Here is a 12,229-nt window from a genome sequence, read left to right as displayed (position 1 = left end):
GTCAGCGGCTCCTCGGGCGGGGAGGGCGCCGGGTGGGCGCGCATGCCGGCGAGCACCAGCCGCACCGCGCGTTCCCGCAGCTCGTCGCCCAGGTCCGCGGGCAGCGTGGGCAGCCCGCGGACGAGTAGCCCGACGACCCCCATGACGTCGCCCGTGCCGACGTCGGTGCGCAGCGCCCCCTCGTCGTGGGCGGCGCGCACGATCTGGTCGAGCACCTCGAGCAGGCGGACGCGGCCCTCGTCGATCCCGGGTGTGCCGGCCACGCGGTGCACCTGCGCCCCCGCGACCGAGAGGAGCAGGTCGAGCCGCAGGCCGGCGCAGCCGTGGACGAACCGGCTGAGCGCGTCCCAGGCCCACGTCTCCTCCTCGCGCGCCTTCTGTGCGAGCGCGATCATGCGTTCGAGAGCGTCGGCCAGCACGGCGTGGATGAGGCTGTCGCGGTCGGGGAAGTGCCGGTAGAGCGTGCCCGCCCCCACGCCGGCGAGCCGCGCGACCTCGTCCATCGTGGCGTCGGGGCCCTGCTCGGCGAACACCCCCCTGGCCGTGTCGAGGATGAGCTCCCGGTTGCGTTGTGCGTCCGCTCTCAGTTGGCCCGGCGCGCGCATATCGGCTGGCCGCCTCTCGTGTGCTGGGGATCGCTTGACGTGGCTCTCCACAGCAGCATAACGTCTGGAAAGCGGAGAAAAATTCTCCGCTTATAGGGGAAGGCGTGCCCATGATGAAAGCACTGGTCGCCCGGGAATACGGTCCTCCCGGGCTGCTCCGGATCGAGGACCTGCCGATTCCCGAACCGGGCCCCGGCCGGATCCTGGTGAGGATCGCGGCGGCCTCACTCAACCCCGCCGACCTCATGCTCACGAGCGGAGCCATCAAGGACGACTTCGGGCTCGGCTTCCCCTACGTTCCCGGCACCGACTTCGCGGGCACGGTCGTCGGGCTCGGCCCCGGCGTGACCTCCTTCGCGACGGGCGACGAGGTGTTCGGCTTCGGCGCGCCGCCCTCGTACGCCGAGCGCTTCCGCCTGGACGCGGTCACCTCGGGCGCGCTCGCCGAATACGCGACCTTCCACGCCGAGGGCCCCTACGTGGCCACGAGGCCGGAAGGACTCGCGCCCGAGAGCGCCGCGGCGCTGGCGAGCACCGGCATGACAGCCGCGGCGGCCCTGCGGGACGGCGCGTTCCTGCCGGACGAGCGGGTGCTGGTCATCGGCGCGACAGGCGGCATCGGAAGCATCGTCGTGCCCCTGCTGGCCAAGGAGAAGCAGGCCGAGGTCATCGCCACCGCGATCCCCGAGTACACCGGCTACGTGCGCGGTCTCGGCGCCTCGGCCACGATCGACTACCTGGCATGCGACGTCGTCGAGGAGACCCTGCGCCTGCACCCCGGCGGCGTCGACGCCATCGTCAACCTGGTGCTCGGCGGAGAGGGGCTCACCGAGGCGGTCAGGGTGCTGCGGCCCGGCGGCCGGCTGATCACCACGACGCTCGGCTCGCTCGGCCAGGGCTCCCTGGGCAGGGACGACATCACCGTACGAGTCGTCAACGGCCCTCCCAGCCTGCGCCCCGACACCTTCGCCACGCTCGCACTCCGCGCGCTAGACGGAACCCTCGGCGACATGATCAGCCACCGCTACCCGTTCGCGGAGGCCGGGCGGGCCCTGCGGGACCTCGCCGCCGCCCGGCACACCCGCGGCAAGTACGTCGTCTCGATGCCGGACGCTCAGGCCAGCCGCCCGCGATAGACCTCCCTGGCCCGCTCGTACACCTCCAGATGGTCGCCGAGCTGCTCCTCGGTCTCGAACGTGCCGAACTCGCGCAGCAACTCCTCCAGCCGGTCCAGCCACGCCAGGCACCACCGCACGTCCGGCTCCCTGGCCACGGGGGAGCCCGCGACGTCCACGTACACCGGGCTGGTGTGCGCGTACACGCCGCCACCGTGCAGGGTGCGCGGATGCGGCGGGCCGGTGGCGACGGCGACCACGTACGTCGGCTCGTCCGCGACCAGCGACGCGGTCAGCCGCCCCGGCGGGCCCTGCGCCAGCACGCCCCCGGCGGTGCGGATCTCCAGCCGCTCGACCTCGGGGCCGATCGAGGTGACCACGATCTCCGCGCGCTGCCCGGCCGCCAGATCCAGCGTGTCGCCCGGCCCGTGCCCGTTCACGGTGAGCTCCAGCCACGGTCCCGTCGTGGCGAACGTGCGGCCGAGCAGGATCGCCTCGGCGTACGACTCGGCCGTGAGCGGGCCCGCCACGTTGGCGTACACCCGTTCCCACCCGGGCGGGCTCGACGCGGTCCCGCGGCGGCAGAACGACAACACCGCGTCGGTGCCGGCCGTGACCGCGAGCCGGTTGCCCGCCCCGATGAGCCGCCGGTAGACGGCCGCGGTGGCCTCGATCGAGGAGTGGTTGAGCACGTCGAGGGTGTCGACCAGGCCCAGCGCCGCGTCCGCGACGATCTCCCTGGCCGAACAGTTGCGCCCGCGGCCGAGCACCGCGCCGGGCGGATCGTCCTCGCCGAACGCCGTGTGGAACGGATGTCCGTACCCGATCACCCCGCCGAGCGCCCGCAGTTCCTCGCACGCCACGGTGTTGGGCGGCCAGTCGGCCGTGCCCTGGAAGCCCGTGTGACAACGCTGAGGCGGCTCGCGCAGGCCGAACGCGGTGAGGTGCCCCACCAGGTCGCTGCGGTATTCGACGCCGATCCTGGCCAGATGCCTGTCGTCCGACCACGGCAGGTCCTCGCCCGCCCAGTGCGCGAGCGCCTCCAGGTCGTAGACCCGCCCGCTCGCCACGTTGCCTGCCACGAGGTTGAGCACGTGCAGGTCCTCGCCGTGCTGAGCCGCGGCGGCCAGGTCGGGCGCGGTGGGCTCCTCGCCCATCCAATTGAGGTGGACGTGCAGGTCGCCGCCGTACCAGCCACGGGCGGCGGCGTCGTAGAGGCGTTCCGGCGCTAGCTCGACCAGCGTCTCCGCGCCCGCCTCCGGCGTGATGACGACCTCGGCCGAGGTGTACTCCATCCCTCTCGCCACCGTCACCGTGACCGGTTCTGCGGGCACCGCGACCACGAGGTCGTCGCCATGGAAGTACGGCCGCCGCAGGGCGTCGACCTTGCGCGGAGCGCCCTCGGGATACCAGCCCTGGCCGTTCGCGCCCGTGACACTCCACCGGCACGGGAATCCCGCCCGCACCCTGACCGCGGCCGGCGGCGCCCGGCGGCGCAGCGGGGTCAGGTCCACCGGCAGGCCGTCGACCGTGACGGACTCGGCGGTCTCGACCACCTTCGCGCCGCGCGACGGCACCTCGTAGGCGGTGCCGTCCACCACGACCGTGACGGGCTCGTCCCTGCTGGAGTCGAGGAGCAGTGACGTACGCGACGGCCGGTCGTCCAGCACGACCCGCGTCATCGCCTCCAGCGTGACCCCGTCGGGGGTCAGCCGCAGCGCGGGCAGGTTGTCCACGACGTCGCCGCCGAGCGCGTCGCGTACCACCGCGTCGGCGTCCACCTCGCCGAGATGGTCTCCGAGCTCGTCGTGAGGGATGCCGGGACGGCGCTCGGCGAGCACGCGCAGCGCCGCGCCCCAGAAGTCGTAGCGGTTGTCGAGGAAGACGGTGGTCCACGCCTGGACGACGTACGTGAGAGGCGGCTCGCCCCAGCAGACACCGTGCGCGTCGCGCAGCGCACGGTAGCCGGCCAGCGCGCGAGCCACCGGTACGGGGAACAACGGATCGTCACGCATCGGACACTCCCTGAGTCGGACGCGCCGTCATCGTGACATGAATCGACCGCTATGTCCCCTGCGATGAACGATCAGGCACGTCCCAGGCTGAACGTCGGCTGCCCAGGAACGCTCTGCTCGGCGTCCAGCGCCTTGTCGTCCAGGATCGGGGCCGCGTCCTCCGACACGAAGACCCGTACGTCTCCCTTCTCCACGACCTGGTCGCCCGCGTACGGCGTGCTCACCAGGGTGACTTCAAGCGTTCCCGCCTCGTCGGTCTTGGGGGCGATGCGCAGGCCGGCGTCGGCCGGCACCTCCTGGCCGACCATGAGGTCGCGGATCGCCTCAACGGCGTTGTCTGTCAGCGTCAGCACAACAGGCTCCTTTCGGTCGAAACCTCCGCCTCCCCTCCGGCCTGCGCCCCAAACCCGGGCGGACCTGCGCCGGGAAGCGGGCGGCCCGGCATGCCCGTACGGGCCGCGGGTAGCGGGACGCTCATGACCAAGACCGAAAAAGCCGTCATGGACGTGCTGCTCGACCGGTACGGCCGCACGTACGCGGGCGAGGCCGGAATCAAGCTGGCCGACCAGCCGAAACCGCTTTACCAGTTGCTCGTCCTCGCCACCCTGCTCAGCGCGCGGATCTCGGCGGACGTGGCGGTGGCGGCCGCCCGTGAGCTGTTCGCGGCCGGGTACTCGACGCCGAAGGCCATGCGGGAGGCGAGCTGGCAGGACCGGGTGGACGCGCTGGGCCGCGGCCACTACCGCCGCTACGACGAGCGCACCGCCACCATGCTCGGCCGTGGGGCCGAACTGCTGCTCGACCGGTGGAAGGGCGACCTGCGCCGCCTGCGGGACGAGGCGGGCGGCGACCCCCGCGGGATCGGCCGGCTGCTGACGGAGTTCCCCGGCATCGGGCCGACCGGCGCGGACATCTTCCTGCGCGAGGCCCAGGCCGTCTGGCCCCAGATCGTGCCGCACCTGGACAAGAAGGTGCTGGACGGCGCGGCCGACGTCGGGCTGCCGCGTCAGGAGCGCTCGCTGGCCCGGCTGGCCGGTTCCGGTGACGAGCTGGCCCGCCTGTCCGCCGCACTCGTACGGGTGTCCCGCAGCAAGCGCATCGCCCAGGAGGTGAAGTCCGCGGCGGCCCGCTGACGGGGCGCGATGATCCCGCTCTGTTAGGTTCGACCTATGGGTGAGTTTGTGAGCGTCGAGGTGGCCGACCAGATCGCCACGATCCGTCTTGACCGTCCGAGGATGAACGCCCTCAACGGCCAGGTGCAGCAGGAGATCGGCGAGGCCGCCGGCATTGTCGACGCCGACCCGCAGGTGCAGGCGGTGATCATTTACGGCGGCGAGAAGGTCTTCGCGGCGGGTGCCGACATCAAAGAGATGGCCGACATGTCTTATGCCGACATGTCCACGCATTCCCGTACGCTCCAGGACTGCTTCACCGCCGTCACCCGCATCGGCAAGCCGGTCATCGCGGCCATCACCGGCTACGCGCTGGGCGGCGGCTGCGAACTCGCCCTCTGCGCCGACTTCCGGGTCGCCGGGGAGTCGGCCAAGCTGGGCCAGCCCGAGATCCTGCTCGGCATCATCCCCGGCGCGGGCGGCACCCAGCGCCTGCCCCGCCTGGTCGGCCCGGCCAAGGCCAAAGACCTGATCTTCACGGGCCGCCACGTGCCCGCCGCCGAGGCCCTCGCGATGGGCCTGGTCGACCGGGTGGTGCCGGACGAGCAGGTCTACACCGCCGCCCTCGAATGGGCGGCCACGTTCGTCGGCGGGCCCACGGTCGCGCTCCGCGCCGCCAAGCAGGCCGTCGACCAGGGGCTGGAGGTCGACCTGGACACCGGCCTAGAGATCGAGCGGCTGCAGTTCGCCGGCCTCTTCGCCACCGGCGACGCCAAGATCGGCATGCGGGCGTTCGCCGAGAAGTCCAAGCCGAAGTTCACGGGTCGATAACGCCCTACTGGACATGTCACCGCAAACGGGACGGAGCTGCTGGGGACCTTGATAACCCATCGGTAGCTTCGTCCGTCCCGGCTGTGGTTTGCCAGTATCGTGGCGTTTCATGATGCGCGTTCCCGTCCCTGTCCGGCTGCGCAAAGCCGTGCGTACGTGGTTCGACTCCCGTTACATCTCGATCGCCGATCACCGGCAGGACATCAGGGACGCGCTCTGGGAGGTCCAGACGCTGCGGCGGGAGATGGCGACCCTGCAGGGCGAGGTGGAACGCCTGCGGAACGCGCGTCCGCCCGCGGCCGGCACCAAGGCCGGCCGCGCGGGCGCCGGCGACAAGGCAGGCAGCGCCGACACCCGGGCCGACACCCGGGCCGACACCCGGGCCGACACCCGGGCCGACACCCGGGCCGACACCCGGGCCGACACCCGGGCCGACACCCGGGCCGACACCCGGGCCGACACCCGGGCCGACAGCAGGCTCGGTAGCGTCGAGGCCAAGACCCACAAGGCCTACGGAAAGGCCGACGACGCCCACCGGCTCGCGCAGGAGACGGCCAAGGCGCTGGACGGTGTGCTGCAGAACGAGGTCCTCGTCTGGCAGGCCATCGACGACCTGCGTACGCGCCTGCCCGGGGGAGACGCCCCCGCGACCTCCCGTACGGCAGCCGACGCGGAGGACCTTGCGGGGGCCGGGCACGTCCCGCCGGAGGCCGAGCGGACGCCTGGGCGGTCCGAGGATGAGCGGACGCCGGGTCGTTCCGAGGACGAGCGGGTGCGAGGGCGGTCCGAGGAGCAGCCGTGCGCGTGACCTGGACCGGCGCCGACCTGACGTTCCGCCTCGACCCCGACGACGAGATCACCGGCAAGGCCTCCGACGAGCACCCGATCAAGCTCGCCACCAACTCCTGCTCCGTCGGCGGCGTCCCCGGCGACGCGCACCCCGACCTGTTCGCCCTCGCCGCGTGGACAATCGTCGCGCCGTGGACCCGCAGGCGCGTCTCCTTCGACCGGGCCATCTCGGCGGAGCTGGCCGAGGCCCTGCACACCGGCTGGGGGATCGAGGCGGGCCCGGTGGGAGCGGAGCGGCGCCGTCCAGGGGACAGGCTCGCGATCTCGTACAGCGGCGGCGCGGACTCCGTCGCGGCGGCCGCCATCCACTCTGAGGCGCCGTTCGTGCACTTCCAGCGGGTGCCGCACCGGCGGGTGCCCAACCGCTGGCCCCACTACCGGTCCGACGTGCTGGCCAGGCTGGCCGAGCGCACGGGCCGGGAGTTATCCGTGGTCACCTCCGACCTGGAGTACACCCTGGCCGAGCCGCGTCCCGGCTATCCCGAGCACCACGCGGTGGCGGTGGGCGCGCTGCTCATGGCCGACCAGCTGAACCTCGGCGGGCTGGCATTCGGTTATGAACTCGGTTCACGCTGGCTCGGCGGGGATCGCTATGTGTTGCGCTACACCCCCGACAACCCCATGTGGGCGCCGCACGGCAGATGGGGCCGGTTGTTCGCGGCGGCGGGCGTGCACATCGTGCTTCCCGTGGGCGGCGTGAGCGAGGCGGTCACCATGCGCCTGGCCCTGAACTCCGAACTCAGCACGTACGTGCGCTGGTGCCTGCGCGGCACCGACGGGCCGTGCCGCACCTGCGGCAAGTGCCTGTACAAGGAGCTCATCCAGGCCGCCATCGAGCGTCGCCCGCTCGACACCCCCATGACCGCCAGGCACCGCGCCGCCCAGTCGTGGCTGAAGAAGCCGCCCTACGGCGGCCAGGAGATGGTCGAGTACGGGCTCGCGCGCGTCCCCGGCATCGAGCACACCCTGTTCGCGGAGGTGCTCGACTATTTCGACGCCACGGAGGAGTCCACCGCCTGGCTCGACCGCTGCTACCCGAAGGCGCTCGACGAGATCCCGGCCCCGTGGCGGGCCGAGGCGGCGGCGTACATGGAGGCGAACGCCGGGCTCATGACGCACGACGAGGTGCGGCGGGTGGAGACTTGGGGCACCTGACGCCAGGCTGCCGGCCGGGCGGGTGTGGAGCGATGAAGGAGCAGGGCACGTGAAGGTCTATCTGTCGGTGGACATGGAGGGCGTGACGGGGCTGACGGACCCCGAGGAGATGCACGCGGGCAAGCGCGGCTACGAGCGCGGCTGCGAGCTGATGACCGCCGACGCCAACGCCGCCGTCGAGGGCGCGTTCGACGCGGGGGCGACCGGCGTGCTGGTCAACGACGCCCACGGCTCGACCAAGAACCTCCGGATCGACCTGCTCGATCCCCGGGCCAGCCTCGTACGCGGGCCGGGCAAGGCGCAGCGGATGGCGCAGGGCCTCGACGGTTCGTTCCAGGCCGCCTGCTTCGTGGGCTACCACGCCCGCGCGGGCGTGCAGCATGGCGTGCTGAACCACACCTGGATGGGCAAGGAGATCCAGAACGTCTACCTCAACGGCGAGGTGTGCGGGGAGACCCGGCTCGTCGCCGCGTGCGCCGGGTTCCACGGGGTGCCGGTCGCGGTGGTGACCGGGGACGAGGCCGTCGGCGAGGAGGCGCGCGAGCTGCTCGGCGACGTCGAGACCGTCGCGGTGAAGAAGGGGATCGACAAGTTCGCGGCCGAGCTGCTGCCGCCGAGCGTGGCCCAGGCCAGGATTCGTGAGGCCACGGCGCGGGCGCTCGGCCGGTTGAGCGATTTCACACCGTACGAGCTGGCGGCGCCGTACACGCTGGGGGTGGAGTGGAACTCCACCGCCATCGCCGCCGCCGTGGCGCTCGTCCCCGGGGTGAAGTCGGCAGGCTCGCGGCACACCGAGTTCACCACCGACGACTTCACTCAGATCATGGCGCTGTTCGGCATCTTCGCCACCATCGGCGGCCAGGTCGCCTGCGGCAGCGGGCCGTACGGCTGAGACGAGGGTGATCGGTGACGGGCGTAGGGGGCGGGTGACGTGGAAGGCGCGGCGCTGACCCGGCGCGGGTTGCTCGTCGGGCTGGGGGCGGTCGGTGGCGCGGGCGCCATGTACGCGGCCATGGGCGCGTTGGGGCTGGCGCCCTCGGATCAGTCGAAGGACTACGTGGCCCCGAAGCCGGGCGACTTCACCCTGCGCGGCAAGGGCGCGGCCAAGGTCGTGATCATCGGTGCCGGGGTGGCGGGGCTCACGGCGGCGTACGAGCTGAACAAGGCCGGCTATGACTGCACGCTGCTGGAGGCCAGGCAGAAGGCCGGCGGGCGGAACCTGACGCTGCGCGGCGGCGACCGGCTGGGCGAGCTGAACGGCCCGGCTCAGGAGGTGACGTTCGGCGAGGGCGTCTACTTCAACGCGGGCCCCGCCAGGATCGCTCCGTGGATGGTCACCCTCGACTACTGCCGTGAGCTGGGCATCCCGATCGAGACCTTCGTCAACGACAACGCCTCCGCGTACGTGCACACCAACGGGCGGACGATGCGGGCGCGGACCGCCCGAGCCGACATGTATGGATATGTCGCAGAATTACTGGCGAAAGCCACAAATGACGGTGCGTTGGACAAGGCCATCACCAAGGACGACCAGGAACGCCTGCTCGATTTTCTGAGAAGGTTCGGCGACCTGGGGCCCAGGCTGGAATATGAAGGATCGTCCCGCCGCGGTTTCACGAAATTTCCTTCAATAGACGGTGGGGTTCTCCTCGACCCTCCCGGCGCGCTCCACCAGATCCTCGCCGCGGGCACCGGCCGGGCCATCACCAACAACTTCGGCGTCGACCAGGCCACCCCCATGTTCCAGCCCGTCGGCGGCATGGACGCGATCGTCGACCGGCTGGTGGAGGCCGTGGGTGAGGACTCCATCACGACGGGCGCCAAGGTCACCAAGATCACCACCCTGGACGACGGCGTGGAGGTCGTCTGGAACGGCGGCAGCGTCAAGGCCGACTACTGCATCGCCGCCCTCCCCCCGCACGTGCTCGCCAGGATCCCGCACAACCTGGGCGCCCAGGTCACCACCGCGCTGAAGACGCCGGTCCCCGTCGCCGCGGGAAAGATCGGCCTGGAGTACGGAAGGCGCTGGTGGGAACTGGAGGACCACATCTACGGCGGCGTGACGGAGACCGACCTCGACATCACCCACATCTGGTACCCGTCCCACGACTACCACGCGGAGCGCGGCGTCCTCGTCGGCTACTACAACGCCGATCGCGACGCAGAGCTGTACGGAGCCCTCACTCCCGAGGACCGCAGGCGCAGGGCGCTCACGCAGGGCAAGAAGATCCACGGCGAGAAGTACCGCCAGAACGTCCTGTCCAGCGTCTCCATCGCATGGGAGCGCCAGGAGCACATCCAGGGTGGCTGGGTGCGCTGGCCGTCCGTTGATTCGTCCTTCACTCTTCTGCAACGCCCCGCCGGAAGGGTCTACTTCGCGGGCGACTGGCTCACCCATCTGATCGCCTGGCAGGCGGGGGCCATGGAGTCCGCCCGCGGCGTCGTCACGCTGCTGCACCAGCGAGAGCTGCAGTCCCAGTGACGTCGCACGCTGCTCCGGCGACCGGGTTAGGGTCCAAGGAGAAGCGATCGAGGAGATGGGATGAGCTTGCACTGGATGCCCGCGACCGAACGGACCGACCTTCTCGCCGATCCGGTGGCGCGGGCAGTCCCGCACGTGGACGGCGTCGAGGTGGCGGAGATCGACCCCGATCTCGCCGACACGGCGGCGTTCTGCGAGCGCTATGACGTGCGGCTCGACGAGTCGGCCAACTGCGTGGTCGTGGCCGCCAAACGGGGCGGCGAGGTCCGCTACGCCGCCTGCATGGTGCTCGCGACGATGCGGGCGGACGTGAACGGCGTCGTACGCAGGCATCTCGACGCCAGGAAGGCGAGTTTCGCGCCGACGGCCGACGCGGTCGAGCTGACCGGCATGGAATACGGCGGCATCACGCCACTGGGGTTGCCCGACGACTGGCCGGTCCTCGTGGACACGCACGTCGCCGAGCACCCGAGGGTGGTGATCGGAAGCGGTGTGCGCAGGTCGAAGCTGGCCGTTTCCGGGGCCGCGCTGGCCGGGCTGAAGGGGGCCGAGGTTCTCTCGCTGGCCGGCTGACACAAACTGAAGCCGATTCGAGACCGTTGGATGGGAAACCGATGAGCCCTTTCCGGACGTTGTACGAGTGGGAATGTGGCCTCATGGTTCATCTCGTGGGCGGGGACTAAGCCGATATGGTGCTTCATGCCATGAACGATGACCGACTTGGCCCTTACCGGTTGCTCAGGCGGCTCGGTGAAGGCGGGATGGGCGTTGTCCATCTCGCCGCCGACCCGCAGGGGCGGCAGGTGGCGGTCAAGGTCCTGCGTGGGGAGGTCGCCGGCGACGAGGTCGCCAGGCGGCGGCTTTCGCGCGAGGTCGAGACCATGCGCAGGGTGCGGAGCAAATACATCGCCGAGGTGCTCGACGCCGACGTGACCGGCCACCGCCCCTACATCGTCACCCGCTACGTGCCCGGCCGTCCCCTCGACGAGATCGTCAAGGACGACGGCCCGCTCGACCTCGACGCGCTGCTCAAGGTCGCGCACGGGGTGGCGTCGGCGCTGGCCGTCGTGCACTCGGTCGGGGTGATCCACCGTGACCTCAAGCCGGGCAACGTGCTGATCCTCGACGGCGAGCCCGTGCTGATCGACTTCGGCATCGCCCAGGCGGTCGACGCGACGCGGCTGACGCAGACCGGCATGTTCATCGGCACGCCCGGCTACCTCGCGCCCGAGATCATCGAGGGCCAGGAGGCCGGCCCCGAGGTCGACATCCACGCGTGGGCGGGCACGCTGCTGTTCGCCGCGACGGGCCAGCCGCCCTTCGGCAAGGGCACGCTGGAGATGGTCTTCTACAACATCACGGCGGGCAAGGCCGACATCGGCGCCGCCCCCTCGACGTTGCAGCCGCTGCTCAAGGCGGCCTTCCAGCGCAATCCGGCCAAGCGCCCCAAGGCGGCCGACCTGGCCGAGCAGACCGCCAGGATGTTGCCCCAGCGGCCGCCGGGCGGCGCTCCCGACGAGCTCTCCACCATGCCGCGGCCCGACACGTCCCCGGCCGGCTTCCCGCCTCCCGCGGCCGACAGCCCGTCCCACGACGTGTCCACACCGCCGGTGACGCCGCGGCGGCTGCTCGAGAGCCAGGACCATCCGGCCACCCCGCCACCCCAGGACCAATACGTCTCCCTCCTGCCCAACCAGGCCGACCCCTGGCCGACCCGCCGGGTGTCGCCGGAGGAGCTGCGCCGGATCCAGCGCGAGGGCGGGGCGTCGCAGCCCTGGCCCGCGCAGCCCGGCGGCAGGGCCGCGCCGCCGGGCGAGGGCGACGTGCCCACCAGGCGGGTGCGGCCCGACTCACCGGAGTTCCGCGGCCTCAACGCGGGCCCGCCCGCCGACGTCAGGCCGGGCACAAGCTCAGGCGGTGGACCGGGCGGAGGGCTGGGCACGGGTCCCGGCGCAGGGCCAGGCCAGGGTCCCGGCGCGGGGCCGGGTGCGGGCCCTGGCGCGGGTCCCGGCGGGCCGGTCCCAGGCCGGTCCGGGCCGGGCCACGACTACGGCCGCCCCACGCC

12 protein-coding genes are annotated in these 12,229 nt (G+C 71.7%); 9 read left to right on the top strand and 3 right to left on the bottom strand.

Translation table 11 applies throughout. The features are described 5' to 3' along the window. The coding region (locus E1295_RS44180; protein ID WP_132640723.1) for a TetR/AcrR family transcriptional regulator at nucleotides 1-605 on the bottom strand (605 nt) is incomplete at its 3' end. A 110-nt stretch (nucleotides 606-715) separates the two neighbouring features. On the opposite strand from E1295_RS44180, the gene E1295_RS44175 reads away from it, so the two are divergent. Then, nucleotides 716-1,741 (top strand): NADP-dependent oxidoreductase, encoded by a 1,026-nt coding sequence (locus E1295_RS44175; protein ID WP_132640721.1) that lies wholly within the window; start codon nucleotides 716-718, stop codon nucleotides 1,739-1,741. Here E1295_RS44175 and E1295_RS44170 read toward each other — a convergent pair. Together E1295_RS44170 and E1295_RS44165 are read right to left on the bottom strand one after the other, a co-directional pair. Next, a complete protein-coding gene (locus tag E1295_RS44170; RefSeq protein WP_166427714.1) occupies nucleotides 1,720-3,735 on the bottom strand; it encodes a CehA/McbA family metallohydrolase in 2,016 nt (671 codons plus the stop codon). The two genes, E1295_RS44175 and E1295_RS44170, sit on opposite strands and share 22 nt — an antisense overlap. 71 nt (nucleotides 3,736-3,806) lie before the next feature. After that, nucleotides 3,807-4,088 (bottom strand): hypothetical protein, encoded by a 282-nt coding sequence (locus E1295_RS44165; protein WP_132640719.1) that lies wholly within the window; start codon nucleotides 4,086-4,088, stop codon nucleotides 3,807-3,809. Nucleotides 4,089-4,211: 123 nt separating this feature from the next. Here E1295_RS44165 and E1295_RS44160 point away from each other — a divergent pair, with 123 nt between their 5' ends. The 8 genes from E1295_RS44160 to E1295_RS44125 form a co-directional block, all read left to right on the top strand. Beyond that, on the top strand, nucleotides 4,212-4,868 hold the full coding sequence (locus E1295_RS44160; RefSeq protein WP_220449200.1) for an endonuclease: 657 nt from the start codon (nucleotides 4,212-4,214) through the stop codon (nucleotides 4,866-4,868). 36 nt (nucleotides 4,869-4,904) lie between these two features. Continuing rightward, the gene (locus E1295_RS44155; RefSeq protein WP_132640717.1) at nucleotides 4,905-5,678 is read left to right on the top strand and encodes an enoyl-CoA hydratase/isomerase family protein; all 774 of its coding nucleotides are present in this window, start codon (nucleotides 4,905-4,907) and stop codon (nucleotides 5,676-5,678) included. Nucleotides 5,679-5,787: 109 nt separating this feature from the next. After that, nucleotides 5,788-6,486, top strand: coding sequence for a hypothetical protein (locus tag E1295_RS44150; protein ID WP_132640715.1), 699 nt, complete (start codon nucleotides 5,788-5,790; stop codon nucleotides 6,484-6,486). Further along, the gene (locus tag E1295_RS44145; RefSeq protein WP_132640713.1) at nucleotides 6,477-7,682 is read left to right on the top strand and encodes a DUF6395 domain-containing protein; all 1,206 of its coding nucleotides are present in this window, start codon (nucleotides 6,477-6,479) and stop codon (nucleotides 7,680-7,682) included. The genes E1295_RS44150 and E1295_RS44145 overlap by 10 nt, the downstream gene beginning before the upstream one ends. A 49-nt stretch (nucleotides 7,683-7,731) precedes the next feature. After that, nucleotides 7,732-8,574, top strand: coding sequence for a M55 family metallopeptidase (locus E1295_RS44140; RefSeq protein ID WP_132640711.1), 843 nt, complete (start codon nucleotides 7,732-7,734; stop codon nucleotides 8,572-8,574). Nucleotides 8,575-8,613: 39 nt separating this feature from the next. Then, on the top strand, nucleotides 8,614-10,164 hold the full coding sequence (locus tag E1295_RS44135; RefSeq protein WP_246081130.1) for a flavin monoamine oxidase family protein: 1,551 nt from the start codon (nucleotides 8,614-8,616) through the stop codon (nucleotides 10,162-10,164). A 60-nt stretch (nucleotides 10,165-10,224) separates the two neighbouring features. Further along, nucleotides 10,225-10,737 carry a YbaK/EbsC family protein gene (locus E1295_RS44130; RefSeq protein WP_132640709.1) on the top strand — a complete coding sequence of 171 codons (513 nt, stop codon included), beginning with the start codon at nucleotides 10,225-10,227 and terminating at the stop codon, nucleotides 10,735-10,737. Between the two features lie 188 nt (nucleotides 10,738-10,925). Beyond that, nucleotides 10,926-12,229, top strand: a 1,304-nt coding sequence (locus tag E1295_RS44125; protein ID WP_166427713.1) for a serine/threonine-protein kinase, incomplete at its 3' end; no start/stop codon positions are given.

It is taken from the genome of Nonomuraea mesophila (assembly GCF_004352805.1).
GTDB classification, from domain to species: domain Bacteria; phylum Actinomycetota; class Actinomycetes; order Streptosporangiales; family Streptosporangiaceae; genus Nonomuraea; species Nonomuraea longispora.
The sequence above is the reverse complement of the archived record's forward strand: the minus strand, read 5'-3'. Positions and strand labels throughout refer to the sequence as shown.